The sequence below is a fragment of the Devosia sp. SL43 genome (genome assembly GCF_021729885.1).
In the GTDB taxonomy this organism is placed as follows: domain Bacteria; phylum Pseudomonadota; class Alphaproteobacteria; order Rhizobiales; family Devosiaceae; genus Devosia.
Window position 1 is genome coordinate 1143589 of the sequence record NZ_CP063401.1, and the last position, 26592, is coordinate 1170180.

General features: G+C 63.1%; 23 protein-coding genes. 4 read left to right on the forward strand and 19 right to left on the reverse strand.

The window, feature by feature from the left end; translation table 11 throughout:
- Positions 1-51: 51 nt before the first annotated feature.
- The 5 genes from ligA to ftsZ all read right to left on the reverse strand — a co-directional run bounded on the left by ligA (position 52) and on the right by ftsZ (position 7978).
- A complete protein-coding gene (gene ligA, locus IM737_RS05650; RefSeq protein ID WP_236898946.1) occupies positions 52-2262 on the reverse strand; it encodes an NAD-dependent DNA ligase LigA in 2211 nt (736 codons plus the stop codon).
- Positions 2263-2414: 152 nt separating this feature from the next.
- A complete protein-coding gene (gene recN / locus IM737_RS05655) occupies positions 2415-4085 on the reverse strand; it encodes a DNA repair protein RecN (RefSeq protein WP_236898947.1) in 1671 nt (556 codons plus the stop codon).
- Positions 4086-4296: 211 nt separating this feature from the next.
- Positions 4297-5142: an outer membrane protein assembly factor BamD gene (locus IM737_RS05660; RefSeq protein ID WP_236898948.1), complete on the reverse strand. Its 846-nt coding sequence runs from the start codon at positions 5140-5142 to the stop codon at positions 4297-4299.
- 95 nt (positions 5143-5237) lie between these two features.
- A complete protein-coding gene (lpxC, locus tag IM737_RS05665) occupies positions 5238-6194 on the reverse strand; it encodes a UDP-3-O-acyl-N-acetylglucosamine deacetylase (RefSeq protein ID WP_236898949.1) in 957 nt (318 codons plus the stop codon).
- A 107-nt stretch (positions 6195-6301) separates the two neighbouring features.
- Complete coding sequence (gene ftsZ / locus IM737_RS05670) at positions 6302-7978, reverse strand: cell division protein FtsZ (protein WP_236898950.1); 1677 nt, start codon at positions 7976-7978, stop codon at positions 6302-6304.
- 252 nt (positions 7979-8230) lie between these two features.
- On the opposite strand from ftsZ, the gene IM737_RS05675 reads away from it, so the two are divergent.
- Both IM737_RS05675 and IM737_RS05680 read left to right on the forward strand, forming a co-directional pair.
- Positions 8231-8695: a VOC family protein gene (locus IM737_RS05675; RefSeq protein ID WP_336886241.1), complete on the forward strand. Its 465-nt coding sequence runs from the start codon at positions 8231-8233 to the stop codon at positions 8693-8695.
- Positions 8696-8749: 54 nt separating this feature from the next.
- Positions 8750-9550 carry a nucleotidyltransferase domain-containing protein gene (locus IM737_RS05680; RefSeq protein WP_236898952.1) on the forward strand — a complete coding sequence of 267 codons (801 nt, stop codon included), beginning with the start codon at positions 8750-8752 and terminating at the stop codon, positions 9548-9550.
- Positions 9551-9567: 17 nt separating this feature from the next.
- Here IM737_RS05680 and ftsA read toward each other — a convergent pair whose 3' ends face one another.
- The 7 genes from ftsA to IM737_RS05715 all read right to left on the reverse strand — a co-directional run bounded on the left by ftsA (position 9568) and on the right by IM737_RS05715 (position 17445).
- The gene (gene ftsA / locus IM737_RS05685; RefSeq protein WP_442874171.1) at positions 9568-10881 is read right to left on the reverse strand and encodes a cell division protein FtsA; all 1314 of its coding nucleotides are present in this window, start codon (positions 10879-10881) and stop codon (positions 9568-9570) included.
- Positions 10878-11870 carry a cell division protein FtsQ/DivIB gene (locus IM737_RS05690; protein ID WP_236898954.1) on the reverse strand — a complete coding sequence of 331 codons (993 nt, stop codon included), beginning with the start codon at positions 11868-11870 and terminating at the stop codon, positions 10878-10880. The genes ftsA and IM737_RS05690 overlap by 4 nt, the downstream gene beginning before the upstream one ends.
- Positions 11858-12778 (reverse strand): D-alanine--D-alanine ligase, encoded by a 921-nt coding sequence (locus IM737_RS05695; protein ID WP_236898955.1) that lies wholly within the window; start codon positions 12776-12778, stop codon positions 11858-11860. Before IM737_RS05695 ends, IM737_RS05690 begins: the two co-directional genes overlap by 13 nt.
- Positions 12775-14193 (reverse strand): UDP-N-acetylmuramate--L-alanine ligase, encoded by a 1419-nt coding sequence (gene murC, locus IM737_RS05700; protein WP_236898956.1) that lies wholly within the window; start codon positions 14191-14193, stop codon positions 12775-12777. The genes IM737_RS05695 and murC overlap by 4 nt, the downstream gene beginning before the upstream one ends.
- Complete coding sequence (gene murG / locus IM737_RS05705; protein ID WP_236898957.1) at positions 14190-15299, reverse strand: undecaprenyldiphospho-muramoylpentapeptide beta-N-acetylglucosaminyltransferase; 1110 nt, start codon at positions 15297-15299, stop codon at positions 14190-14192. Before murG ends, murC begins: the two co-directional genes overlap by 4 nt.
- Complete coding sequence (locus IM737_RS05710; protein WP_442874172.1) at positions 15296-16468, reverse strand: FtsW/RodA/SpoVE family cell cycle protein; 1173 nt, start codon at positions 16466-16468, stop codon at positions 15296-15298. Before IM737_RS05710 ends, murG begins: the two co-directional genes overlap by 4 nt.
- Before the next feature lie 197 nt (positions 16469-16665).
- Positions 16666-17445 carry a DUF4394 domain-containing protein gene (locus tag IM737_RS05715; RefSeq protein WP_236898958.1) on the reverse strand — a complete coding sequence of 260 codons (780 nt, stop codon included), beginning with the start codon at positions 17443-17445 and terminating at the stop codon, positions 16666-16668.
- Positions 17446-17616: 171 nt separating this feature from the next.
- Between IM737_RS05715 and IM737_RS05720 the strand changes: the two genes are divergently transcribed.
- Positions 17617-18159: a sigma-70 family RNA polymerase sigma factor gene (locus IM737_RS05720; protein ID WP_236898959.1), complete on the forward strand. Its 543-nt coding sequence runs from the start codon at positions 17617-17619 to the stop codon at positions 18157-18159.
- Positions 18156-18845: an anti-sigma factor gene (locus IM737_RS05725; RefSeq protein WP_236898960.1), complete on the forward strand. Its 690-nt coding sequence runs from the start codon at positions 18156-18158 to the stop codon at positions 18843-18845. Before IM737_RS05720 ends, IM737_RS05725 begins: the two co-directional genes overlap by 4 nt.
- On the opposite strand, the gene mraY is transcribed toward IM737_RS05725, so the two are convergent.
- From mraY to rsmH, 7 genes are read right to left on the reverse strand one after another with little or no spacing between them, the layout of a single operon-like run.
- Positions 18846-19931: a phospho-N-acetylmuramoyl-pentapeptide-transferase gene (gene mraY / locus IM737_RS05730; protein WP_236898961.1), complete on the reverse strand. Its 1086-nt coding sequence runs from the start codon at positions 19929-19931 to the stop codon at positions 18846-18848.
- A 25-nt stretch (positions 19932-19956) separates the two neighbouring features.
- The gene (locus IM737_RS05735; protein WP_236898962.1) at positions 19957-21345 is read right to left on the reverse strand and encodes a UDP-N-acetylmuramoyl-tripeptide--D-alanyl-D-alanine ligase; all 1389 of its coding nucleotides are present in this window, start codon (positions 21343-21345) and stop codon (positions 19957-19959) included.
- Positions 21346-21365: 20 nt separating this feature from the next.
- Positions 21366-21941 carry a hypothetical protein gene (locus IM737_RS05740; protein ID WP_236898963.1) on the reverse strand — a complete coding sequence of 192 codons (576 nt, stop codon included), beginning with the start codon at positions 21939-21941 and terminating at the stop codon, positions 21366-21368.
- A gap of 17 nt (positions 21942-21958) precedes the next feature.
- Complete coding sequence (locus IM737_RS05745) at positions 21959-23401, reverse strand: UDP-N-acetylmuramoyl-L-alanyl-D-glutamate--2,6-diaminopimelate ligase (protein WP_236898964.1); 1443 nt, start codon at positions 23399-23401, stop codon at positions 21959-21961.
- Positions 23402-23425: 24 nt separating this feature from the next.
- Positions 23426-25135: a peptidoglycan D,D-transpeptidase FtsI family protein gene (locus IM737_RS05750; protein ID WP_236898965.1), complete on the reverse strand. Its 1710-nt coding sequence runs from the start codon at positions 25133-25135 to the stop codon at positions 23426-23428.
- Complete coding sequence (gene ftsL, locus IM737_RS05755) at positions 25135-25524, reverse strand: cell division protein FtsL (protein ID WP_236898966.1); 390 nt, start codon at positions 25522-25524, stop codon at positions 25135-25137. Before ftsL ends, IM737_RS05750 begins: the two co-directional genes overlap by 1 nt.
- Positions 25521-26522, reverse strand: a complete 1002-nt coding sequence (rsmH, locus tag IM737_RS05760) for a 16S rRNA (cytosine(1402)-N(4))-methyltransferase RsmH (RefSeq protein WP_236898967.1) — start codon at positions 26520-26522, stop codon at positions 25521-25523. The genes ftsL and rsmH overlap by 4 nt, the downstream gene beginning before the upstream one ends.
- Positions 26523-26592 lie beyond the last annotated feature (70 nt).

A 26592-nucleotide genomic window follows, 5' to 3' on the forward strand; every position in this document is an offset into this window, starting at 1 on the left:
GCGCACTCCCTCGTGACGCTTGCGCTTGATCGCGTTCCGGGCGAAACGCGCCTACTTGCCCACCCGCTCGAACCACTCGTCCTCGGTGATGACTTCCACCCCCAGATCGGAGGCTGTCTTCAACTTGGACCCGGCGCCAGGACCTGCCACCAGGATATCGGTTTTCGCCGATACCGAGCCGGCCACCTTGGCACCCAGTCGTTCGGCCATAGCCTTGGCTTCAGATCGTGTCATTTTTTCGAGAGAACCGGTGAAGACTACGGTTTTCCCGGCAACGACACTATCGGCCGAAATATTGACGACATAGGGCTTGGGATGCACCTGCTGCAGCAGGGCATCGAGCACGGCATCGTTGCGCTCATTGCCGAAGAAGTCGACCAGTGCCTCGATCACCGTACCGCCAATACCATCGACCGACGGGAAGACACTGTGCGGATCGGCAGCGGCGGCGGTTTCCTTGCCCACGCGGATCAGCTCTTCGATTGTGCCGAAGGTGCGGGCGAGAACGGAGCCGGTGGTCTCGCCGATATGGCGGATGCCCAGCGCGAAGATGAAGCGGTCGAGCTCCGGCTCGCGGCGGGCGTCGATGGCGGCGAACAGCTTGTCGAGGCCCTCGTAGTTGCGATCCTCGACGCTGCGGACATTCTTGCGCGTCTTGCCTGATGCGGCTTCACGGACCTTCGCCTGCTCTTCACGACGCTCGGCCAATGCCTTGGTGACGGCGGGGCGGCGGTCCTTCAGCGTGAAGATATCGGCAGCGGTCTTGATCAGGCCGGCATTGAAGAACAGGTCGATATTCTCGGCGCCAAGGCCTTCGATATCGAGCGCCCCGCGCGACACGAAATGGCGCAGCCCCTCCACCGCCTGGGCCGGGCAGATCAGCTCGCCGGTGCAGCGGCGGCGGGAATCTTCCTTGCCGGTCTTCTCGTTCAGCTCGCGCGTGGCCGGCGACCCGCAGACCGGGCAGGTATGGGGGAAATCGTAGGGCACAGCATCATCAGGGCGCTTCTCCAGCACTACGCGGACGATCTGCGGAATGACGTCCCCCGCCCGCTGGATGACCACGGTGTCGCCGATGCGGATGTCGATGCCCTCGCGGATCGGCAGTCCGTTGCTGTCGAAGCCCTTGATATAGTCCTCGTTATGGAGGGTCACGTTCTCGACGACCACGCCGCCGACCGTGACTGGGGCAAGGCGTGCGACGGGCGCCAGCGTGCCAGTGCGTCCGACCTGGATGTCGATCTTCTTGACCACAGTCATGGCCTGCTCGGCCGGGAACTTGTGCGCCACGGCCCAGCGCGGCTCGCCGGTGACGAAGCCCCAGCGACGCTGCAATTCGAGCTGATCGACCTTGTAGACGACCCCGTCGATATCGTAGCCGAGAGAGGAGCGCTTCTCCTCGATCAACTTGTACTGCGCGATCAGCTCATCGACGGACTTCGCCCGCACCATCAGCGGCGAAACCTCGAAGCCCCACTCGCCAAACTTCTGCACCGCCTCATACTGCGTCGACGCCGGATCTTCCGATGTGGCGCCCCAGGCATAGGCGAAAAAGCGAAGATTGCGGCTCGCGGTGACCGAGGCGTCCTTCTGGCGCAGCGAGCCGGCGGCGGTATTGCGCGGATTGACATAGTCCTGCCCACCAGCGGCGGCCGAGCGGGTCTTGAGCGCCTGGAATTCGGCATAGGTCATGTAGACCTCGCCACGGATTTCGATGCTGGCCGGCCAGCCCTTGCCTTTGAGCTTTTCCGGGATGTCCTTGATCGTGCGCAGATTGGCGGTGATATCCTCGCCGACAGCGCCATCGCCGCGCGTCGCGCCCCGTACGAAGACCCCGTTCTCGTAGAGCAACGAGGCCGAGAGGCCGTCGATCTTGGGTTCGGCGGTGAAGGCGATGTCGAGGTCCTTGTCGCGCTCGAAGAAGCGCTTGGCACGGGTGAGGAAGTCGACGACGTCCTCATCGGTATAGGCCTTGGCAAGGCTGAGCATTGGTACCGCATGGCGGACCTTGGCAAAGCCCTCGGCGGGCGGAGCGCCAACGGAGAGCGATGGGCTGTCCTCGCGCACCAGCGCCGGAAAAGCCTCCTCGATCGCGTCGTTGCGGCGGCGCATCGCGTCATAGGCTGCGTCGGTGATGTCGGGCGCGTCGTTCTGGTGATAGGCGATGTCGGCCGCGGCGATGGCCTCGGCCAGGCGCGCCAGCTCGGCTTGCGCCTCCGTCTCGGTCAGGTCATCGACGGGTTTGGTGGAGAGGTCGTTCATCGGGCTACTCGGACAGATTCTATCGAAGAGGATACCCCCACCTAACCTCCCACTGATAGGGGGAGGACTGCCTAGTGGTCGGGCAATATCGTGCCACGAACACGATCGGTTCCTCCCCTTTTCAGGGTGAGGTTAGGTAACGGGTATTCTTCCTACCCGACCTCACTCAACAGCTTGCTCGCCGCCGCCCGCGCCTCATCCGTCACCGTCGCACCGGCCAGCATGCGCGCCACTTCCTCCTGCCGGGCATCAGCTGCCAGCGGCTTCACATGCGTGCGCATGAAGGCGCCTTCCTTGACCATCTGCTTTTCGATCAGCAGATGACGCTGCGCACGCGCTGCCACCTGCGGCGCATGGGTCACCGCCAGCACCTGTACCTTATCGGCCAGACGGGCAAGACGACGGCCGATGGCGTCGGCGACAGCACCGCCGACACCAGTGTCGATTTCGTCGAAGATCAGCACGGGCGCCGAGCCGCGATCGGCCAGCACCACCTTGAGCGCCAGAAGGAAGCGGCTGAGCTCACCGCCCGATGCCACTTTAAGCAGCGGCCCGGCGGCAGTGCCGGGATTGGTTTGTACGTGAAATTGGATCTGGTCGAAGCCGGAGGCGGCGATGCGGCTCTTGTCGACCTGGTGGTCGACGATGAACTTCGCCGATCCAAGCTTGAGATCGGGCAATTCGGCCCCTACCGCCTTGCTGAGCGCATTGGCAGCCTTGGCGCGGCCGTTGCTGAGCGTCTCCGCCGCCTTGCTATAGGTTTCCCTGGCCTTGGCTTCGGCGATCTTGAGCGCTCCGAGCCGCGCTTCGCCGCTCTGCAGCGTGTCGAGATCGGCCGTGTAGCGGGCCAGCACTTCGGCTAGGCCATCGCAGCTCGTGCCGTGCTTGCGCGCAGCGGCTCGCAGGGCAAACAACCGTTCTTCGACCGCCTCGAGCTCGGCCGGATCGTAGGCCATTTCGCGCTTCAGCTCGTCGAGCGATTCGGCAGTGCGGTCGAGGGCGACCAAGGAGGCGTCCAGCGTATCGACCAGCGGCTGGAACAGTGTCGCGCCACCATCGATCTTGCGCATCAATCGTCGCATCAGGCTGGCCAGTGCCGGCGCCGGAGCGGCCGGACCGTTGAGCATGTTGTCGATCTCGACCACATCGGACGCCGAACGCTCGACCTGTTGCAGATGCTGCCGGCGCTCGGACAGTTCTTCTTCCTCGCCAGCCAGCGGCTTGAGTTTGCCCAGCTCATCCACGGTGTGGCGTGCGTAGTCCTCGGCGGCCAGCGCCTCGGCCACCAGTGCTTGTTGGGCGGCCAAGGCGTCCTGCGCATCGCTCAGCGCCTGCCAGGCATCACGGACCTTGCCTGTGGCGCCATCCAGCTCGCCAAAGGCATCGAGCGCTGCACGGTGGGTGGCGACATCGACCAGCGCCCGATCATCGTGCTGGCCGTGAATTTCGACGATCTGCCCGCCCACCCGCTGCAGCAGCGAGGCGGAAACCGGCTGATCGTTGATGAAGGCCCGGGTGCGGCCATCGGCAAACTGCACGCGGCGCAGGATGACATCCTCATCATCGGGGATGGCATTGTCGCGCAACACGGCGCGCGCCGGATGATCGGCGGCCAGTTGCAGTACGGCGACCACCTGCCCACTCTCTTGCCCGCTACGGACCAGCGACGCATCGCCCCTGCCCCCAAGGGCCAGGGTCAGCGCATCGAGCAGAATGGATTTACCGGCGCCGGTCTCGCCGGTCAGCACGGTCATGCCGCCATCCAGTGCCAGGTCGAGCTGGTCGATAAGAACGATATTGCGAACCGAAAGCGCGTTCAGCATGCGCGGACCATTCCCAAGCTTGGTGTCGCCACGCGACAGACTCGGCGGCAACCTACCATCACGTCACCGTCGCTACGAATGACAGCACCTGTTTCTCAACAGACCTCGTGCCGTCTCGGTTCATACGCGCTGGCGATTCCGTCAGAACAAAATGAACCGGGGCGCATCATAGCGCCCCGGAACAAACTAGCAACAAATTCTTGCGGAAACCTTAGTTCCGGAGGCCAGCCATCCAGCTGCCTTCGTTCATCTGCGGGGCCAGGCCCTGCTTACCGAGCAGTTCGAAGGCTTGCTTGTACCAGGTGCTGGACGGGTAGTTGTGACCCAGCACGGCAGTGGCCGTCATCGCCTCGTTGGTGAGACCGAGCGAGAGGTAAGCCTCGGTAAGGCGGAACAGCGCCTCTTCGATATGGGTCGAGGTCTGCCAAGTCTCGACGACCGTGCGGAACCGGTTGATCGCGGCTGTGTACTGACCGTTGCCGAGATAGTAGCGACCCACCGACATTTCCTTGCCCGCGAGCTGGTCATAGGCAACCAGCAGCTTTTCACGGGCGTCTTCGGCATATTCCGACTGCGGATAGTTGGAGATCACCAGACTGTAGGTTTCGATGGCATCGCGCGACAGCTGCTGATCGCGGGTGATATCCTTGATCTGCGCATAGTAGGAATTGCCCTTGAGATAGAGCACGTAGGGCACGTCCTTGCCATTGGGATAGATGGCAAGGTAGCGGTCGGCGGCAAGCACGGCTTCCTCAAGTTCGCCACTGCGGTAATAGGCGAAGACCTGCATCAGCTTGGACTTTTCCGTCAGCGGATCGCGCGGGTGCTGGCGATCAAGCTGTTCCAGCGCCTTGATGGCGGTCTGGAAATACTGCCGGTCCATATCATCCAGTGCCTTCTGATACAGCGTAGCGGCTGGGACGATAGCCTCATCCTTGAGCTTGGGCGGGCCGAACAGGTTCATTCCGGAGCAACCGGCAAGGACCACGGCAACCAGGGCAATCGTCAATATCCGGGTGGCCCGGCTGGTGAGACCACCAATTGCGTCAACTGTCACGAACTGCCCCGTCTTTCATACGAAAACACCGCATTGTTGGCGGCGTAGTCAGCAAATGGATCAAAATTGCGGCGCCGTGCGCCGGCCCGGATGGGTTAGCGCACGGAACGCAAATAGTGATTGACCGCTAGGCCTTCGGGCTGATCGTCAAAAGCCTCGAATTCCAGCGGCAAATCTTCAGCGCCAACTATCTCATAGTTGGCTTCGCTCGAAAAGAGACCGGACAGGACATGCGCATTGAGGGCATGACCGCCCTTGTAGGAGCGGAAGCGCCCCCAGATTGGCAGGCCACCCAGCGACAGGTCGCCGATGGCATCGAGCAGCTTGTGACGCACGAACTCGTCCTCGTAGCGCAGGCCACCGGGATTGAGAACGCGGTCTTCGTGAACTGTGATGGAATTGTCGAGGCTGGAGCCGAGCGCATAGCCGGCCTGACGTAGAATCTTGGCATCGCGGACGAAGCCGAAGGTGCGGGCGCGCGACACGTCATCGTAGTAACGGCGCGGCGTCCAGTCGAAGATCATGCGCTGGCGACCGATGACCTTGCTGTCGAAATCGATCTCGAGGTCGAGCGCCCGGCCATTGTAGGGCTCAAGCGCGGCGAAGGCGTCGTTGTTGCGCACGGTGACGGCGCGCATGATCTTGAGGAACTTGCGCTGCGCCGGCTGGATTTCGAGGCCAACCTGCAGGATTGCCTCGGCAAAGGGGCGCGCGCTGCCGTCCAGAATCGGGCACTCGGTGCCATCAACGCTGATGAGGGCATTGTCCACGCCCATGCCCGACAGGGCCGACGTAACATGCTCAATAGTCGCGACGCTGACGCTGTCGCCTAGATCGAGCGTGGTGCAGAGAGTGGTGCGCGTGACGCGCGAAAAATGAACAGGCACAGGCTTGGTGGTTTGGCCCTCGCCGCGCTCGCGGCAGATCAGGAAGCCACTATCGACAGGCGCCGGGCTGATCGTCAGTGTCACCGGCTGGCCGCTATGCACGCCGTAGCCGGAGAAGGTGATCGCAGCCGCGAGGGTGCGCTGGCGCGTGGAAAGTTTCTGCATACTCGAATTACTCCGACCCAGTCCCGCCCCTAGGACCTGTGTTACTCAAAAAAAACTCGGCGCGGAAGCCGCACCGAGCAATGTTTCGGAATACCAGAAGCGCGCGGTTAACCGTGCTTGCGCAGGAAAGCCGGGATCTCGAGGCTATCCTTCGGCGGCGCAGCAGCCGGTTGGCGACCCTGTGCATCGAGGTTGCCACGAGCACCCTCGACCGGCGGGGAAACCCGCGAAGTCCTTGCGCCGCCTGCTTCAATCGCGCTGCGGGCAGCGGCATCGTCGGCTGCGGAATAGGTCGGCTCATCCTTCACCGGCGGCTGGGGCTGACCCAGGTTCAGGCCGACATTGGACGCGAGGCGCTTGAACAAAGCCCGCGCATTGCGAGGCTCTGGCTCATGACGTTCCTGCACTTCCTGTGTCCGGCGAGCAACAATGGGCAGCTCCTCGGTGCGCGGCATGCGGCGCTGGCCATCGGGGCGAGCGGCATGGGACGGCACATAGACGCTGGGCACCGGCGAATCGTCAGCCATAATAGGCTCGTCCGTCTCGTGATGAGCGGCAGCGGCCGGGATATAGGGCTCGACTGAGACGCCGTCGTCTTCAGACGTATCATAGTAGCTCGGCGCGGGCGTGTGGATCGCGAAGGCTTCGGCCACGGCGGCCTCGACCTGATGCTCGATCTGCTGGGTAACGACTGCGGCAGGCTGGGTTACGGCAGCGCGTTCGATCTGAGCGCGGCTCGGCTCGACTGGCACGTGGCGGCGCACTTCAAGCGGCGTGCGCGAAGCATGTGGCTTTGCCGGCTCAAGCGCCTGGACCATGGTGGCATCGGTGCCCGTGGCGACGACCGAAACACGGATCGTGCCGGTGAGGCTCGGGTCATAGGTGGCGCCCAGGATGATGTTGCAATCCGGATCGACTTCCTCGCGGATGCGGCTGGCCGCTTCGTCGACTTCATACAGCGTCAGGTCAGGGCCGCCGGTGATCGAGATCAAGAGGCCCCGTGCGCCATGCATCGACACATCGTCAAGCAACGGGTTGGCAATAGCGGCTTCGGCGGCGTGGCGGGCACGATCTTCGCCCGAGGCTTCGCCGGTACCCATCATCGCCTTGCCCATGCCGCGCATCACGGCACGCACGTCGGCGAAATCGAGGTTGATCAGGCCTTCCTTGACCATCAGGTCGGTGATGCAGGCAACGCCGGAGAACAGCACCTGGTCGGCCATCGCGAACGCGTCGGCGAAGGTGGTCTTCTCGTTGGCGACGCGGAATAGGTTCTGGTTCGGAATGACGATCAGCGTATCGACATGGCGATGCAGTTCGTCGATGCCGTCTTCGGCCAGGCGAGCACGGCGATTGCCTTCAAAATTGAACGGCTTGGTGACGACGCCGACAGTCAGGATGCCCTGCTCGCGCGCAGCACGAGCAATCACTGGCGCTGCGCCGGTACCGGTGCCACCGCCCATGCCGGCGGTGATGAACACCATGTGCGAACCAGAGAGATGGTCGTTGATTTCGTCCCAGCTCTCTTCGGCGGCTGCGCGACCCACTTCAGGATGCGAACCAGCGCCCAGGCCCTCGGTGACGTTGACGCCGAGCTGGATGATCCGCTGGGCCTTGCTGAGAGCCAGGGCCTGCGCATCGGTATTGGCGACGACGAAGTCGACCCCATCGAGTCCGGACTCGATCATGTTGTTGACGGCGTTGCCGCCGGCGCCACCCGTACCGAACACGGTAATGCGTGGCTTGAGTTCCTGAATGTCCGGGATGGTGAGGTTGATTGGCATGGAAGGCCTCATAGTGGCGGTGTTGGTAAAGATTTACCCTCGCAAACGTTAACCGGCCCCTAACAATTGTCCCGCCGATGTTAACGTGACCGCAATTTGCGACACTTGGGCGTTACGCGTTCAGCCCCTGTTAACCACGTCCGGCCCCGCCGCCGCGCACCAACCGTTGACAGGCACCATATAACCATATAGCAATATAACACATTGGTTCTGGACTACAGAACACCAACGAGGAGAACGACCGTGACCACCATGATGCCCTGCCTGTGGTTCAACAACCGCATCGACGACGCGATCAAATTCTACACGGCGACCTTCAAGGATGCCAAAGTCCACAATGTTGCCCGGCATGACCCTGCTGGCGCGGCCTTTACCGCTGTCATCGAACTGGCTGGCCAGAAATTCTTCCTGCTCAACGGCAGCGGCCCCGCCGAAAGCCAGTTCCCCTTCTCCGAGGCTGTCAGCTTCATGGTCGAATGCGACGGCCAGGCCGAGGTGGATCACTTCTGGAACAGCTTCGTCGACAATGGCGGCGAAGAGAGCATGTGCGGCTGGTGCAAGGACCAGTTCGGCCTCTCCTGGCAGGTCGTACCCAAGCAGATCTACTCCACCGTCATGGGCGCCGACCCCGCGGGCGCTGGGCGAGCGACCGATGCCATGCTGAAAATGCGTAAGCTGATCGTTGCGGATTTAGAGAAGGCCTATGCCGGGGCGTGATCCCTTCCCTTTTGGTGGCGCTGGGCTAGTGTGCCGCCAACCTGGGAGGAAATCGTGGACCAGCAGCAGCTTATCGAGGCCGTGAAGGCGCCGATGGATATCGAGGCCGTGCGCGGCCTCTTCCTTGCTGGCAGCTATGGCCGCGGCACGGCGGATGATTGGAGCGACGTCGACTTCATCGCCGTGGTGTCAGAGGGCCAGGAGCGAATGGTCGCCGACCAGTGGCGTGCAGTCCTGCAGCGGATAACGCCGATCGTGTTCTGGAACGAATTGCCCCGCGGTGTGATCGTGCTCAACGCCATCTCCGAAGAGTGGCTGCGCTGTGACTTGACGGTGGCAACGGCGAAGGACTTCGGCCGGCGCGCCAAGAACCTGGTCAAGCCCCTGATCGACCGCGACGGCATCTACGACGGATTGCCCGATACCCTGCCGCCCAAAGAGCCGGATGCAGGAACCGTGCAATACCTGATCCACGAGTTCATCCGCATGTTGGGCCTGATGCCGGTCGGCGTGGGCCGGGGCGAATATGTGACCATGGTGCTGGGCGTCGGCATGATGCGCGGCCACCTGGAGGCGCTGTTGATGCAGGACGTGACCAACCCCGACCCAGGCGGCATCCTGCATCAATCCAAGCTGCTGCCGCCGGAACAGATGCAGCTGCTGGCATCCCTGCCCTATCCCGGTCCGGAGCGTGAAGCGCTGATCGCCGCCAACCTTGCGGTGGCCCGCGAATTCATGCCGCGGGCTCGCGCTATGGCAAAGCGGCTGGACATCGCATGGCCGGAGGAATTCGAAGCCGCGACCCGGCGGCGGCTGGCCTCGACACTGGGTGAAGAGGTGGGGCGGGCTTGGTAACGTCAGACCCGGCGCTTCTAGAAGCTCGTCTTCAGCCAGTTGCCGACCCGGGCAAAATAGCCGTCGGTGCCCGTCAGTTTCCGTGAGCCGCGCGGCTCCTGGTATTCCTGGGAACAGACCTGCGGATAGATCAGCATACCGGCCACTGTGGCGAATGCGGCGCCCTTGGCCATTTCGGGCAGGCCGGCAATGCCCATCGGGCGGCCGTTGCGGACGTTGCGGGCCAGTGTGCGGCGGGCGACTTCCGGCAGGCCGGTCATTTCACTGGCGCCGCCGGTGAGCACGAAGCGGCGGCCGCAGACATCCATCATGCCGGTGGCCTGCATGCGGTCGCGTATGGCGGTGAGGATTTCCTCGATGCGGGGGCGCATGATGCGGGTCAGAACGGATCGGGCTACTTGTCCCGGCGCCTCGTCATGCGATGCGCCGACGGGCTGGATCGGGATCAGATCGCGCTCATCGGCTTGGCCTGGCAGCACGGAGCCGTAGAAGGTCTTGAGGCGCTCGGCGTCCGCGACGGACACAGAGAGCTGCCGGGCGATATCGAGCGTCAGGTGATGGCCGCCGATGGCGATGGCATCGGCATAGACCAGGTGGCCTTCGTTGAAGACCGAAACCGTCGTGGTGGCGCCGCCGAAGTCGATGCAGGCGACGCCCAGCTTGGCTTCGTCATCAACCAAAGTGGCCAGGCCCGAGGCATAGGGGGTGGCGACCAGGGCCTCGATCTGCAGGTGGCAGCGATGCAGCACCAGTTCGAGATTGCGCATGGCGAGCGTTTCTGAGCTCACGACGGCAACGTCGACGCCGAGCTTGTCGCCGACCATGCCCTTGGGATCGCGAATGCCTTTCTGGCCGTCGATCGCGTAACCAATCGGTAACGCGTGGATGATCGAGCGTTCCGGCCGTACGGAGCGCTCGTTGACGGCGCGCAGCACGCGGTGGATATCGGATTTTTCGACTTCCTGGCCATCAAGCGACACCGCGGCCGAGAAGGTCTCCGAGCCGAGGCGGCCCGCCGTGACATTGACCAGCACCGATTCCAGCGTCAGCCCTGCCGCGCGCTCCGCCATGCCGACCACGGAGCGAATGGTCTGCTCGGCCTTTTCGATATCGGTGACGACGCCGCTCTTGACGCCCGAAGAGGGGCCATAGCCGAAACCGATCACTTCGGCCTGGTGCGAGCGGCCCTTGAGCGCCTTGCCCTCGGGGCGCGGCGTCAGGCGCGCGATGACGCAACAAATCTTGGTCGAGCCGATATCGAGCACGGCGACCAGGGTGGTCTTGCCGTGCTGGACGGGGCGAAGCCGGGAAGTCATGGCGTCGGTCATCATTGCGGAGCAGTCGGTTGGGAGAATGTCTGGGACGGAAGGGTGCGCGGCGGTAGGGGATAGGGCTGGGTCGACCGAGCGCGCTCGGCAATGGCCGCCAGCCGCTCCTCCTCGTCAGCCTTGAGTTCTTCTTCGGTTTTGGTGGGGCGCACGGCCACAAGACTGGGAACGCGCAGGTCGATCACGGTCAAGTCGCGATCGAGCAATTGGTAGTCGTTCTGGTAACCGACGAGATGGCGCAGCGCACCGGCAACGCCCAGTTCCGGCAGTTGCACGCGCAGGCCGGTCTCGTAGATGAGGTCCCAGCGGCGATCGGCGATGCGCGACAGCGCGACCAGGCCATCCTTGAGTTCGGGATATTGGTCGAGCGCGCGGATCATCACCATGGCATCGTCATTGGCGCCATCGCCAACCACCAGCGGCAAGTCGGTATAGGCGCCACGATCCTCGCCGATCTGTTCGCCCGACGCATCGACCACGAAGGTAATGCCATCGACGCGCCAGCGGGCGACCGGCACCTTCTCAGTTACCGTTACGATCACGTCGCCCGGATAGGTCTTGCGCACGCTGACGGTTTCGATCGACGGCAGCTCGGCGATGCGCTGGCGGGCCGCTTCGACATCGAAGCTGACCGTGGAGGTATGCGGCTCGATGCCCAGGGCATCGAAGATAGCCTGCTCGCCGGTCAGGCGCTGGCCGGTGATGGAAATCTCGCCGATGGCAAAGCCGGCATCGGCAAACCGTCCCTGCGCCACCTCGCCGAGCATCAGGCCGGCAAAGGCGATGGGTTGGCGCAATTCATAGACAGCAACGCTGGCGGCCAGAAGCGCGGCGACGGCGACCCCACGACGGATCGCCTTGCCATGCAGAACGAAGGTACGGCCGATATTGTTGGCGAGCTTGCGCCGGGGAGAACGGACAGGAACAGGCAATGCGCGGGGATCGACGATCCTTGCGCCAGCGAGAAAGGCCTCGCTCTTTACCTGTTGCAACTCGCGTCCTCCACCATCCAGGCGACCAGTTCTTCGAAGGAATGCCCGGCATGTAGCGCCTGTTCAGGCGCCAGCGAGGTGGGGGTCATGCCCGGCTGGGTGTTGATTTCCAGACAGACAAGCTCACCATCTTCTCCCGCCGCATCGTTGAAGCGGAAGTCGGTTCGGGTGATGCCACGGCAGCCAAGCGCAGCATGCGCCTTCAGGCTCATCTTCTGCACTTTGTCGTAAATTTTCGGTGAAATTTGAGCCGGCACAATGTGTTGTGATCCACCGGCGGAGTATTTCGCCTCAAAATTGTAGAAGGCCAGGTCCGTAACGATCTCCGTCACACCAAGCGCGACATCGCCCATCACGGCGCAGGTCAGCTCGCGACCGGGAATGTAGCGCTCGACCATCAATTCGTCGCCGCCCTTCCAGTCCTCGCCCAGGATTTCCTGCGGCGGATGGGACTGGTCGGCCTTGACGATCAGGATGCCGAAGCTGGAGCCATCGGCCACCGGCTTCACCACATAAGGCGCCGGCATCACATGGGCCCGGCCAACCTCGGCCCTGGAGGCAATGACGTGGTCGGTAACCGGAATTCCCGCCGCCTTCATCACGATCTTGGCCTGGTGCTTGTCCATCGCCAGCGCCGACGACAGCACGCCCGAGTGGGTATAGGGGATCCGCAGGAATTCCAGCACACCCTGGATCGCGCCATCCTCGCCAAACCGGCCATGCAGGGCATTGAACGCCACGTCCGGCGCAATCTCGCGCAGCCGTTCGGCAATGTCATAGCCAACATCGACCTCGGTCACCCGATAGCCGGCATTGCGCAGAGCCTCGGCGCAGCCCTTGCCGGAACTGAGCGACACCGGCCGTTCATTGGACAATCCGCCCATCAGGACGGCGACGTGCTTGGTCATTCGGGATCCTTACCGATCAGCGCACCCAACTCGGCCGGCAAGGTCGCGGCCCACTGCGTGATGTTGCCGGCGCCGAGGCACACGACATAGTCCCCTGCCTCCGCCCGGCTGGCGATCAGCGCCGGCAAATCTTCGGGCTTGTCGAGAATGCGAGCATCGCGATGGCCGCGGGCGCGGATGCGGTTGACCAGTTCCTCATGCGTCACGCCAGCAATGGCCTGTTCTCCGGCTGCGTAGACCGGTGCCACAATGACCGTGTCCGCATCGTTGAAACACGCTGAGAAATCATCGAACAGATCATGCAGGCGCGAATAGCGATGCGGCTGCACCACGGCGATGACATCACGCTTTGCCGAAGAGCGCGCCGCCTTGAGCACGGCAGCGATTTCCACCGGATGGTGGCCATAGTCGTCGATGACGGTGATGCCACCGACCACGCCGGTCCTGGTGAAGCGGCGCTTGACGCCGGTGAAGCCCTTGAGCCCCTTGCGGATGGCATCGGCAGGAATGCGCAGCTGGTCGGCGACGGCAATCGCGGCAGTCGCATTGAGTGCGTTGTGGACGCCCGGCATCGGCAGTTCGAGCCCGTCGATACGCAACTGGGTCAGCCGGATGCGGTCGCGGATTTCGACCGAGAAATGGCTGACCCCATCGATGGTTTCAAGATCGATCAACCGCACATCGGCCTGCGGGTTGCGGCCATAGGTGATGACGCGGCGATCCTTGATCTCACCCACCAGCGCCTGCACTTCGGGGTGATCGAGGCACATCACGGCAAAGCCATAGAAGGGTACGTTCTCGACGAACTGGTGGAAGGCCTTCTTCACGCCTTCGAAGTCGCCGTAATGGTCGAGATGCTCGGGATCGATATTGGTGACGATGGCCACATCGGCCGGCAGCTTGACGAAGGTGCCGTCGCTCTCGTCTGCCTCAACCACCATCCAGTCGCCCTGCCCCAGGCGCGCGTTTGTGCCATAGGCATTGATGATGCCGCCATTGATGACGGTCGGATCGAGATTGCCGGCATCGAGCAGCGTCGCCACCAACGTCGTCGTTGTGGTCTTGCCATGCGTGCCGCCAATGGCAATGGCGGTCTTGAACCGCATGATCTCGGCGAGCATTTCTGCCCGACGCACGATCGGCAATGCCTTGGCGCGCGCGGCGACCAGCTCCGGATTGTCCTTCTTGATGGCCGAGGACACCACAACCACCTCGGCCTTGCCGAGATTGTCGCCGCTCTGGCCGATCTCGACCTTGATGCCCATGTCGCGCAGGCGCTGCACATTGGCGCTGGCCGAGGCATCCGAGCCCTGCACCGTATAGCCCTGGTTGTGCAGGATTTCGGCAATACCACTCATACCGATACCGCCGATCCCGATGAAATGGACGGGGCCGAGGTCGCGAGGCATCTTCATCTGCTGTCTTCCATCATGTTCTTGCCGGAGAGCATTTCGGCGAGGTCCGCCAGCTTCTCGACAGCGCGCGGCTGCCCCAGCGAACGGGCTGCGGCAGCGGCTTTGGGGAGGGTCGTTGGGTCTGTTAACAGGTCCGTGAGGCGAGTGCCAAGCGATTGCGGCGACAGCGAGGCCTGCTCGGCCACCCAGCCACCACCAGCCGCTTCCACCACCAGCGCATTGTTCTTCTGATCGGCATCGAGCGCGCCCGGCAGCGGCACCAGAATGGATGGCCGGCCGATCACTGTCAGTTCTGCAATGGTCGAGGCGCCCGAGCGGCCGATCACCAGGTGCGACTTCGCGATACGCTCGGGCAGATCGGTAAAGAACGCTGCCAGCTCCACATTGACCTTGGCCTTGCGATAGACCTCGGCAACACGGTCAAGATCCTCCGCCCGACACTGCTGCACGATCTGCAGGCGTGGCCGGATAGTATCGGGGATCAGCGCCACCGCTGATGGCACGATATCCGACATCGCCTTGGCGCCTTGGCTACCGCCGAACACGACAAGGTGGATCGGACCATCGGCGGTCAGCTCCGGATAGGGCGTGCCGGCGACATCGCGCACCCGATCGCGCACCGGATTGCCGGTCACGACCTTTTCGAGGTTCTGCACATCGGCGAATTTGGTCGCGGAGAAGCTCATCGCCAGGATGTCGGCGAAACGGCCCAGGGCCCGATTGGCCCGGCCCATCACCGCATTCTGCTCATGCAGGATACCGGGAATGCCCAGGAAATTGGCGGCGACGAAGGGCGGAAAGGTCGGATAGCCGCCAAAGCCGATAACGCAATCGGGCTGGCTCTGCCGCAGCTTGCCGAAAGCCACGGCGATGCCGCGCAATATCTTGAATCCACCAGCGACGAACTTGAACGGATTGCTGAGCGAAGGTGTAGCCGACGGCACGATATGGATCGCGCTCGCCGGAAAATCGGAGCCATAGGCCTCGACGCGATGATCGGTCATCAACTCGACCGCATGGCCGCGCCGAACCAACTCCTGCGCCAGCGCCATGGCCGGGAAGAGGTGCCCTCCCGTACCACCTGCCATAAGCATGAACTTCTTCATTCGGCCGGCGCCAATGGCGCCACGGCGCTCTTGTAGCTGGGCAGGCCCGTGGCCATGCGCTCCTCGGGCTTGGTACGGGTGAAGGCCAGCATCAGCCCCATGCCGAAGGCGATGGCGATCATCGAGGTGCCGCCATAGGAGACGAATGGCAGGGTCATGCCCTTGGGCGGAATGAGATTGAGGTTCACGGCCAGATTGATGCCCGATTGCATGGCGAACTGAATCGCCAGGGTTGATGCAGCAAGACGCGCGAACAGGCTGGTCTGCCTTTGTGCCCCCATCATGGCGCGAATGACGATGAAGGCGATCAGCGTCACCAGCACCATGCAGAACAGAATGCCGAACTCGCCGGCAGCAGCGGAAAACACGTAGTCGGCATGGGCGTCGGGGATCAGCTTCTTGGCAATGGATTCGCCCGGACCGCGTCCGAACCAGCCACCTTCCATCAGCGACTGCAGCGCCCGGTCGATCTGGTAGGTATTGCCGCCGCCCTCAGGATTGAGGAAAGTATCGATACGGCGCGACACGTGCGGGAAGAACATGTAGGCGCCGAACAGCAGCGCACCAGCTGCGCCCGCCAGCCCGAAAATGATGAACCAGGAAATGCCGCTGAGGAACAGCAGCACGGCATAGGTGCCCAGCACCAGGGCGGTCTGGCCGATGTCAGGCTGCAGCAGCAGCGCGGCGACGATGGCACCCATTGCAAGCGTCGCGAGTATGCGGCCGGGCACGTTGCGATGGATCATCGATTCCGAGAACAGCCAGGCCGCCAGCACCGCGAAGGCCGGCTTGACGAATTCGGACGGCTGCACCGACTGGCCGGCAAAGGAAATCCAGCGCCGCGCACCCTTGACCTCGGTGCCGAAGCGCAATGTCAGCCAGAGCAGGAGCAGACTCACCGCAAATGTCAGGAGCGCCACGATGCGGGCATGGCGATGATTGAGCATCGACGTGACGACCATCACCGGCAGCGCCAGGGCGCAGAACATGGCGTGGCGGATGACGAAGAACCATTCGTTGAGCCCGATGCGCTCGGCCACCGGCGGACTGGCGGCAAAGCTCAGCACCATGCCGCAGGTCAGAAGCAGGATCAGCGCCCCCAGCAGTTCCCGGTCGATCGACCACCACCATTCGGCCAGAGGCGTTTTTTCGGCGCGGGAGAACATCATGGGAGGGGCCAGACTACTCGATACAAACTGGATCGAATTGTAGCAGCCGGTTGGTTACCGATTTCCGAATCGGAAATGCAATTTGCGAAAGGGAGCGAAGGACCATCCTCGCCAGTCACAAACCGCGATCGTCACCCTCGAGCTCGACCCGAGGGTGACATCTTGTGGGTGGGACCGGTAGCGGGCCCTACCCCAGATTACTGCAGAACAGCGATATCCGAGATCATGCCGTCCACTCCCTCGATGGCGCCAACAGCCGTCGCAGCACCGGTCGCAGTATCGACCGTGTGCAGCGTGTTATCGATGACCAGCCAGGCGGTGTTGGTCAGATCTTCGGTCGAGGAGATATCGAAGGCGTAGCTCGATCCTTCCACACCCAGTTTGCCGACAGCAGCCAGCGTGCCGTCATTCGGCGGGGCCTGCTTGATCAGGGCTGCAATCGTCGCATCGATATCGAACATGCCAGTCGCTTCGGGCTTGCCGATCGAGTTGATATAGGCCGCGGCCACGATGGCCGGCGTCTCGCCCTCATGCATGTCGCCGGCAATATAGGCCAGCGAGCCGTCGACCGTGACCATGCCGTCATCGACATTGACGCGGTGGTTGGTGCCATCGGTGCCCATCAGGCGCAGGCGGTCGGCCATCGGGTTGAAGTCGACGATAGCGCCCTCAAAGCTCGGCAGCATTTCCGACAGCGTGCTCTTGACCGTAGCGGCGCCGGAGGCGGTATCGATGGTGACGACCTCGCCGGCCAGCGACACGCCATAGACCATCTTGTCAGCCGGACGCACGTCGATACCGGCCAGACCGTCAACGCCGGTGACTTCCATCGTGCCGCTGACGGCAAGGCTTTCAGTGTCGAACATGACCAGCGTTGAACCACCGACAAGGCCAACGGCGGGGGCAGCAACCGCAGCGCCGGTGGCCAGTGTCAGGGCAGCAAGGGAGATAGCGGCAAGGGGGAGTTTGGCAGTCATCTGGACGTCTCCTCGTTTCTTGGGTGGCGCCTCGTGCGCCTGTTACGAGGGGATTACCCGCGAGCCTGCCACCGCAGATGCAGTGCCGCAAAAAAAAGTTTACGCCGCGCATCCACATGTCGCGCGCAAGGGTAATCGACAGGAAGAGAGAACTTGCCCATGTTGCACGTCATGTCCGACTTGATCGACACCGATGACCTGCTCCGCCGCGTCGCCGCTGGCGAACGTGGCGCACTAGCTCAGCTGTTCAACAGCGAGTCCGGGCGCCTCGTCGCGATCGCCCAGCGTATCGTGCGCCGTCGCGACCTGGCCGAGGAAGTGGTGCAGGAGATTTTCGTGACGGTTTGGCGCAAGGCCGCCCAGTTTGACGGCGCGCGCGGCAATGGTCGGGCTTGGCTGACGGTGATGGCCCGCAACCGCGCCCTCAACCTGCTGCGCAACGACGCGCGGGTTGAGTATCACGACGAAACGGACCTGGCCGACCTTGGCGACCGGCAGGCCGATGCCGTTTCAGCATTCGACACCCTGGCGGAACGCGACGCCCTGCGCACCTGCCTCGAACGGCTGGACGAGCCCAAGCGCCGCGCCATCTTGCTGTGCTATGTTACAGGGCTCAACCATGGCGAGGCGGCAGCGACGATGAATGCGCCACTCGGCACTGTGAAGGCGTGGATCCGGCGCGGCGTCGTCTCCCTGCAGGAGTGCCTGTCATGACCGGGGCGCAGATGGAACAGGTCGGGCTGTACGTCCTCGGGCTGCTTGACGGCGAGGACCTAGTGCGTTTCGAAGCCACCATCGCCAGCGACCGCGAGGTGGCCGATGCCGTCACGCGCCTGCAGCGTCATATGCTCGCGCTCGACGATACTGTGGGAAAGCCGGCGGCCAACCCACAGCTGTGGGCGGCCATCGAAGCTGGCCTCGAAACGCAGAACGGAACGGTCGTCCCATTGCGCACTCGGCCAAAACGCAACCTGGCATGGTTGCCACTGGCTGCCAGTGTCGTCGTGGCCCTGGGTGTCGGATACTTCGCCGGCAGCATGAGCGCGACCACAAGTCCCCAGCCAGTCATGATTGCGGTGCTGCTCAACGAGGCTGATGCTGCGCCCGGAGCCATCATCGAGGCCTTTGCCGACAACAGCGTGCGCCTGGTGCCACTCGAAGACTTCCAGGTACCCCAAGGACAGATTCTTCAGGTCTGGACGCTACCGGACGTGGCGACCGGCCCGGTATCCCTGGGAACCTTCAGTGACCCCGCCACCATCCGTCTTGCCGGGGCAAATCTGCCTCAGCCGCAAAACGGCCAGCTCTACGAGATCACGCTTGAACCGGCGCCCGGCTCCCCGACCGGCCGCCCGACGGGGCCGATCCTGGTCAAGGGTTTCGCCAAGGCGCCGCAGTAATCAGCGCAGCTTGAGGCTCGACAGGCCGATCAGAGCCAGAACGAAGGATATGATCCAGAAGCGGATCACCACCTGGCTCTCGGTCCAACCGAGATGCTCGAAATGGTGGTGGATTGGCGCCATGCGGAACACGCGCTTGCCGGTCAGCTTGAACGATGTGACCTGCACGATGACAGACACCGTTTCCAACACAAACAGGCCACCGATTATCGCGAGGACGATTTCGTGCTTGGTCGCGACCGCGATGGTGCCGAGGGCACCACCCAGGGCCAGCGAGCCGGTATCGCCCATGAAAATCTGCGCCGGTGGTGCGTTGAACCACAGGAAGCCAAGTCCAGCCCCGATCAGCGCGCCGCAGACCACCGACAGCTCGGCCGTGCCCGGCACGTTGTTGAGCAGCAGGTATGTCGAGAAATCGGCGCTACCCACCAGGTAAGCAATCAACGCAAAGCACGCGGCAGCGACCATCACCGGCACGATGGCGAGGCCATCAAGGCCATCGGTGAGGTTCACCGAATTGCCCGCGGCGACCACCACGAAGCCACCGAACAGGATGTAGAAATAGCCCAGGTTCCAGGCGAGGTCCTTGACGAAGGGGAACAGCATTGAGGTGCCGTAGGCGCCCGAGGTCAGCTGGGAAATCGCAAAGGCCGCGATGCCGCCGATCAGCGCTTCCAGCAGCAGGCGCTGCTTGCTGCCGAAGCCGGCATGGCTCATCCGCTTGACCTTGAGATAGTCGTCGTAAAAGCCGATGGCGCCGAAGCCGAGCGTGACGAACAGCACCACCCAGACATAGCCATTGGAGAGGTTGGCCCAGAGCAGCGTCGAGATCACTGCGCCCGACAGGATCATCAGTCCGCCCATGGTGGGCGTGCCCTTCTTGGTCAGCAGATGCCCGGCCGGGCCATCCTCGCGGATCGGCTGGCCACGGCCCTGTTTGAGGCGCAGCATGGCGATCATGCCGGGACCGAACAGGAAGACAAAGAACAGCGCCGTGATTACTGCGCCGGCCGTGCGGAAAGTGATGTAGCGGAAGACGTTGAAGGCCGAGAGCGCATCACCCAGCTGGCCGAGAAAGTACAACATGAAAGGCAGCGTCCTCGTTGGTGGGTCAGTTTCTCTCGAACTGCTTGCGGATCGCTTCAACGATCCGTGCCAGCCCCACGCCGTTTGACCCTTTGATCATAACTGCGTCGCCATAGGCAAGGTCGTTGCGCAGGATGTCGGCCAACTCGGCGGCTGTCTGTGTGTGGGCAGCAACACGCTCGGTGCCCAGCGCCTCAGCCAAGGCTGCCATTGCAGGGCCGACCAGATAGATGCGCTCCGCGCCCGAGGCGAGCACGGCAGGCTTTAGACTGGCATGAAGGATCGACGATTGCGCACCAAGCTCCAGCATGTCGCCGAGGATCAGCACCTTGCGGCCATCTGGCGCCGATTGGGCGGCAAACACCTCCAGCGCCGCACCCATCGACGCAGTATTGGCATTGTAGCTTTCGTCGATCAGCAGCAATGGCTTGTTGAGGTGCCCCAGGGTCAGGCGTTGACCCCGCCCTGATTGGGCGCCGAAGCCAGCCAGCGCACGCAGGGCAACTGCCGGCTCGACGCCGGCCAGGTGGGCCACAGCTAACGCTGCCGTGGCATTGGCGATCATGTGGCGCCCGGGAACATTGAGGACGAGCGCGTGCCGCACGCCATCATGTTCCACGGTAGCGAAACTCTTCTCGGCGGCGGTCTGGACATCGAGGATCTGCCAATCGGCACCGCGAGCCTCGCCATAGGTGACGATCTTGGTCACGCCCGCTGCATTGGCCTCGTCGAGCAACACGCCAAGTTGCGGATGATCGGCATTGAGTACGACAGTGCCACCCGGCTCCAGCCCAGCGAAAATCTCTGCCTTAGCGCGGGCAATGCCCTCCAGCGAACCAAACGCCTCCAGATGCGCTGCAGCAATCGTCGTGATCACGGCGATATGCGGCCGAACGAGCTGCGCCAGCGGCCGGATCTCTTCCGGGCCGCTCATCCCCATCTCGAACACACCGAACTGAGCCTCCCGCGGCAGTCGCGCCAGCATCAGCGGCACGCCCCAGTGGTTGTTGAAGCTCTTGATCGAATAATGCGTCTGGGCGGCGGCCTCGAACACCGTCCGGATGGCCTCTTTGGTCGTCGTCTTACCGACGCTGCCGGTGACGCCGACGATGATGGCGCGACTGCGTTCGCGAGCGGCTCTGCCGATATCGCGCAAGCCTCCGAGGGCATCGGCAACAACGATACGACCCGGCCCCGCACCGGCGTGGACGAGGGCCGCAGCGGCACCATTTTCAATAGCCTTGTCGACAAAGTCATGCCCGTCGAAGCGGTCGCCCTTGATGGCAACGAAAAGTGCATCGGGACCCAACTCGCGGGAGTCAATGGAGATGGACTTGATCGGGGTCTCACCCGCAAGGTCGGTGACGCCACCTGTAGCGGCGCAGATTTCGGCGATGGTGTAGAGTGTGGTCATCGGCGTTCCCGAACCAAAGGCTAGTGTTGCAGCTTTTGCAGCAGTTGTTCTGTCGAGCGTTCCAAGCCGCTTGCGCCAGCAACGTCGATGGCCTCAATGCCGTGTGCCATGGCGGTCTCGTAGAGCTCACGATTGTCGCGTAGCGAACGGGTGATAAACTTGTCGATCAAGCGCTGCTGGCGTGCATCCCGCTGTGCGTAGTTGCTCTCGGCTCTAATGCGGTCAGCAAGAAATTCGGGCTCGGCATAGAGGCACACAGCCAGCAGCTCGGGATCATCCAGCGTCGCCAGATTCTCCGGTCGAAGAGCCGATCCCTCCAGCACGAAGCCACCGTGGACAGCTTTCTCCTCAGCGATGGTGCGTGTCAGCAGCGGCCAGAAATTGGTGTGATGCACGCGCAGGAACCAGTAGATCGTGTCATCCGTCAGCGACTCGTAGAACTCTTCGACCTGAGGGGGAACACCGAGCCAGGGCCGACCGGGATGCCGCCCGAGGCTGTCGGTAGAGTTGACCCGCCAGCTCAGCGCTTCCCCCAGCCGCTGTGCCAGCGTTGACTTGCCACAGTGGGAACTTCCGCCGATCAGCAGGCCTCGCATTCCCACCCCATGCCGTACTATCCCTTGATCGCCTCCGCCACGGCTTCGTGGTCAGAGAAATGGTGCTTCGTCGTTCCGACGATCTGGTAATCTTCGTGGCCCTTGCCCGCAACCAGCAAAACATCGCCCGGTTGCAGCCATTTGACAGCAGCAGTGATCGCCGCCTTGCGGTCGCCGATTTCCTTGGCGCCCTTGGCTGCCGCGAGGATTTCCGCGCGGATGGTCTCGGGTTTTTCGGTGCGCGGGTTGTCGTCCGTGACGATGACATCGTCGGCCATGCGATGGGCGACTTCGCCCATCATCGGCCGCTTGCCCTTGTCGCGATCGCCCCCTGCCCCGAACACGACGCGCAGCTTTCCCTTCGCATATGGCCGAAGCGAGGCAAGCGCCGATTCCAGCGCCACGGGCTTGTGCGAATAGTCGACAAAGATCGCCGCCCCATTGTGCTCGGCGACCAGTTCCAGCCGCCCCTTGGCGCCCTTGAGTTCACTGAGCGCTGGAAACGCCTGGGATTTGTCGACGCCAGTCGACATGGCCAAAGCCGCCGCCACGATGGCGTTGCTGACCTGGAATTCGCCGGTCAGCGGGAGGTGGAAGCTCAACTTTTCGCCGACATGGCGCACCTCCACGCGCTGGCCATAGCCTTCCGGCTTGATCGACAGCACCTCGATATAGGCGCCTTCCCTACCCACGGTCAGCAGCGTCGCGCTGGCACCGAGCGCCGCGAACATGAAGGGCTCGTATTCGGGGTCGTCGACATTGACCACCGCCGGGCCGCTATCGACCAGCAGGTCCGTGAACAGCCGCAGCTTGGCGTTACGGTATTCATCCATGTCGGCGTGATAATCGAGGTGATCGCGGCTGAGATTGGTGAAGGCCACTGCCTCGAAATGCATGCCATCGAGGCGGCGCTGGTCGAGCCCATGGCTGGATGCCTCGAGCGCCACATGATCGATGCCCTGGGCCTTCAGCGCACGCATCGACTGGTGCAGCGTGCGCGAATCCGGCGTGGTGAGGCTGCCCTCGATCAGGCGGGTGGCGGTCTCGACACCCAGCGTACCGATGCTGGCGCCGGGAATGCCGGCATAGGTCCAGATTTGTCTCACAAACGAGGCAACCGAGGTCTTGCCATTGGTGCCGGTCACCGCGACGTTGATTTCCGGCTGCGGTTCGAAAATACGCGAGGCGGCACGCGCATAGGACGCGCGCACATCCTTGACGATGATGACGGGCACGCCCGGATCACCCACCGGCGCCGTGTCGCTGATGATGGCCAAGGCACCGCGCTTGACCGCGTCGGCGACGAATTGGTTGCCATGCACATTGGCGCCCGGCAGCGCGAAGAAGATATCGCCCGGCTCGATGCGCCGGCTGTCCGAATTGAGACCGAAGACGGCGCCCAGACCCTTTTTGGGGCGGGCACCGGAGCCTTCGAGCAGTTGCGTTACGCTGAGTGACACGGCGACAAATCCTTCTGGATCAATCTATCTGAGTTGTGGCGGGACAAGGTTGTCATCGAGAACCTCGGAGAAGTCGGGGGCAATGCCCAGCATCGGCGCGACGCGCTGCACGATGCGGCCGGTTACAGCGCCGGCGTTCCAGCCGGCCGTAGTGCCCGATTGCGGATTTTCGGCCCTGGGCTCGTCGACCATGATGACCATGGCATAGCGCGGATTGTCCAGCGGGAAGGCCGAGCCGAAGAAGTTGGTCACCTTGTTGGACGAGTAGCGCCCATCGACCACCTTTTCAGCCGTGCCGGTCTTGCCACCGACGCGGTAGCCAAGCGCCGCCTTGTTCATCTGCGACCCGGAACCCTCAAGTGCATTGAGGCGCATCAGATAGCGGATTTCGGCACTGGTCTCGGGCTTGATTACCCGGCGATAGAGCAGCGAGGCCTCGGCTTGGTCACGGCGATAGAGGGTCGGCGCGATATAGTTGCCGCCGTTGACGAAGGCGGCGTAGGCCGTGACCATATGCAGCGGCGATACCGACAGTCCGTGGCCGAATGAGGCCGTAGCCGCGCCCACTTCCGACAGCTCCTTGGGGACAGTTGGCAGCCGCATTTCCGGCAGTTCGAATTGCACGCGCGCGTCGAAGCCCATCGTGGTGAGAAAGGCGCGGTAATTGTCCTTGCCCATTGCCTGCATGACGCGGATCGTGCCGATATTGGACGAGTATTTGTAGACCTCGGGCAGGCTCAGGATCGTGTGCTTGCCGTGGAAATCATCGATTGTGAAGCGGCCGAAGCGAATGCCGTAACGGGCATCGAAGCGGTCGGTGATCTGCACGGCGCCGCTGTCGAGCGAACCGGCCATGGTGACCGTCTTGAAGATCGAGCCCGGCTCGAAAATGCCCGCGGTAATGCGGTTGAAGCTGTCCTTGACCAGCGCCGTCGCCGGCTCGTTCGGATTGAAATCCGGGATGGACGCGAGCGCCACGATCTCACCGGTGTGGACGTCCATCATCACGCCGGCGGCAGCGATGGCCTTATAGCGAGTCATCGCATCGACCAGTTGTTCGTGCATCACATGCTGCACGCGCATATCGACCGAAAGCTCGACCGGTGCCAACGCATTGCCGCGCGCCAGGCCAAGCTCCTGCAGCAGCGCCACATCCTCGGTGTCCATATGCCGCTCGATACCGGCAATGCCCTGGTTGTCGATATTGGTCGACCCCAGGATATGGCTGGCTTCGCTCATACCCGGATAGAAGCGCTTGGACTCCGTGATGAAGTCGATGCCGGGAATACCCAGCCGCATTACGCGCTCCTGGATGGCGGGCGACAATTCGCGCTGCACCCAGACAAAGCCCTTGTCGCCGGTCAAGCGCGTGCGCAGCCAGTCCTCATCGAGATCGGGCAGCACTGTGCGCAGGGCCCGCACCGCCTCCTCGACATCGATGATGCGGCGCGGCTCGGCATAGAGCGACGGCACGCGGATATCGACGGCCATTTCCAGGCCATTGCGATCAAGAATGGGCGGCCGCGTCGCGGTGATGACGTCGCGCGCTTGGCCTTCGATGGTAGAATCCGGCACGACCATGCCGAGCTGGATCAGGCGTCCACCGACGAGGCCAAAACCCAGCACTAGGGCCAGCACCATCCAGCGGATGCGGTTCTGCGTGAGGTTGCCGCGCGCCTTGCGGGCGCCGTCTAGGGCAATGGTGGATCCGAATTCTTCCGTCGTCACGGCCATTATTCTATGCCCTCGAGTTCGAGGATAGCGTCGATGGGATCGACACCGGATTCGAGCGCCGTAAACAGTGCGTTCATCGCCGCACTATTGGGCTTGGCCTGCACCGGGCGCATCGGCAGGTCTTCGAAAGCGCCGAACTGCTCCTGCTTGACCGGCGCGATCGCCAGCACCAGCTCGTGGCGCCGGATGATCGGCTCGATATGGCCCGGCTGGTTGAGCACGGCCTCGTCGGCCTTGAGGATGGACAATTCACCCTCCTGGCTGTCGATCTGCGCGATCAGCGCCGTGCGCTCGCTGGCTGTGTTCTCAATGGAGAATTTGAGCGCGTAGACGCCGGCCAGCATGAACACGCTGGTGAAGATCAGGAGGATGTTGAGATTGCGGATCATGCGGCGCCCCTGATCTGGGGCACGCCGAGACCGTCGAACTTGACCGGGCGGGCAGCGGCGCTTGAACGTGTGGCGGCGCGCAGGATCGACGAGCGTGCCCGGGGGTTGCGGTCCAGCTCGGCCTCGCCGGGCTTGGTCGCCTTGGCCACCTCAATCCAGCGCCGCTCTTCGCTCACCACCTGCGGCAGATGCCGCGATTGGGCCGGACCACCCTTGTCGGGATCAAAGAAGCGTTTGACGATGCGGTCTTCCAGCGAATGGAAGGTCACCACGGCAAGACGCCCGCCCTCAGCCAGCAGCCGCTCAGCAGCGAACAATGCCTCGACCAACTGGTCGAACTCGGCATTGACGGCGATGCGCAGGGCCTGGAACGAGCGCGTCGCCGGATGGGCATCGCCTGGCTTGCGGCCAATGGCCTTCTCGATGATACGGGCCAGTTCCAGCGTCGTGGCGATCGGCGCCGTTTCGCGGGCGGCAACGATGAACTGGGCAATGCGCCGCGATTTGCGTTCCTCGCCAAAGGCATAGAGCAGGTTGGCCAGCGGCTCGACATCGAGCGTATTGACCAGATCGGCGGCGCTTTCGCCCTCGGCGCCCATCCGCATGTCGAGCGGACCTTCGCGCATGAAGGAAAAGCCACGGTCTGCCTGGTCGAGCTGCATCGAGCTGACGCCGATATCGAGCACGACCCCGTCAATGGGCCCATGTTCAGCCGCCAGCGTATCGAGTTCGGAGAATGTGCCGGGCACGAAAGTCAGGCGCCCTTCGAATTCGGCCATCAGCGCATCGGCATAGGGCTTCACGCTCGGGTCACGATCGATGGCGATGACGATGGCGCCGGCCTCAAGCAGCGCCCGTGAGTATCCACCTGCCCCGAATGTGCCATCCACTATTCGCTTGCCTGATAGCGGAGACAGGGCCGCGATGACCTCGTCCAGCAGGACGGGGACGTGCGGGCCAGCATGTTGGCTGGTTTCGGGCATGGAACGCTTGCCCATAAAGGCCACTACTCCACTCCCGGCGGAAGGGCCGGATCGTAAACGTCTCCGCACATTGCGCGACGACGCT

Excerpts from the sequence above, each read along its gene's own strand:
- ligA (WP_236898946.1), bottom strand. The coding sequence starts at position 2,262 with ATGAACGACCTCTCCACCAAACCCGTCGATGACCTGACCGAGACGGAG.
- recN (WP_236898947.1), bottom strand. The coding sequence starts at position 4,085 with ATGCTGAACGCGCTTTCGGTTCGCAATATCGTTCTTATCGACCAGCTC.
- lpxC (WP_236898949.1), bottom strand. The coding sequence starts at position 6,194 with ATGCAGAAACTTTCCACGCGCCAGCGCACCCTCGCGGCTGCGATCACC.
- ftsZ (WP_236898950.1), bottom strand. The coding sequence starts at position 7,978 with ATGCCAATCAACCTCACCATCCCGGACATTCAGGAACTCAAGCCACGC.
- IM737_RS05675 (WP_336886241.1), top strand. The coding sequence starts at position 8,231 with ATGATGCCCTGCCTGTGGTTCAACAACCGCATCGACGACGCGATCAAA.
- ftsA (WP_442874171.1), bottom strand. The coding sequence starts at position 10,881 with ATGATGACCGACGCCATGACTTCCCGGCTTCGCCCCGTCCAGCACGGC.
- IM737_RS05695 (WP_236898955.1), bottom strand. The coding sequence starts at position 12,778 with ATGACCAAGCACGTCGCCGTCCTGATGGGCGGATTGTCCAATGAACGG.
- murC (WP_236898956.1), bottom strand. The coding sequence starts at position 14,193 with ATGAAGATGCCTCGCGACCTCGGCCCCGTCCATTTCATCGGGATCGGC.
- murG (WP_236898957.1), bottom strand. The coding sequence starts at position 15,299 with ATGAAGAAGTTCATGCTTATGGCAGGTGGTACGGGAGGGCACCTCTTC.
- IM737_RS05710 (WP_442874172.1), bottom strand. The coding sequence starts at position 16,468 with ATGATGTTCTCCCGCGCCGAAAAAACGCCTCTGGCCGAATGGTGGTGG.
- IM737_RS05715 (WP_236898958.1), bottom strand. The coding sequence starts at position 17,445 with ATGACTGCCAAACTCCCCCTTGCCGCTATCTCCCTTGCTGCCCTGACA.
- IM737_RS05720 (WP_236898959.1), top strand. The coding sequence starts at position 17,617 with ATGTCCGACTTGATCGACACCGATGACCTGCTCCGCCGCGTCGCCGCT.
- IM737_RS05725 (WP_236898960.1), top strand. The coding sequence starts at position 18,156 with ATGACCGGGGCGCAGATGGAACAGGTCGGGCTGTACGTCCTCGGGCTG.
- mraY (WP_236898961.1), bottom strand. The coding sequence starts at position 19,931 with ATGTTGTACTTTCTCGGCCAGCTGGGTGATGCGCTCTCGGCCTTCAAC.
- IM737_RS05735 (WP_236898962.1), bottom strand. The coding sequence starts at position 21,345 with ATGACCACACTCTACACCATCGCCGAAATCTGCGCCGCTACAGGTGGC.
- IM737_RS05740 (WP_236898963.1), bottom strand. The coding sequence starts at position 21,941 with ATGCGAGGCCTGCTGATCGGCGGAAGTTCCCACTGTGGCAAGTCAACG.
- IM737_RS05750 (WP_236898965.1), bottom strand. The coding sequence starts at position 25,135 with ATGGCCGTGACGACGGAAGAATTCGGATCCACCATTGCCCTAGACGGC.
- ftsL (WP_236898966.1), bottom strand. The coding sequence starts at position 25,524 with ATGATCCGCAATCTCAACATCCTCCTGATCTTCACCAGCGTGTTCATG.
- rsmH (WP_236898967.1), bottom strand. The coding sequence starts at position 26,522 with ATGGGCAAGCGTTCCATGCCCGAAACCAGCCAACATGCTGGCCCGCAC.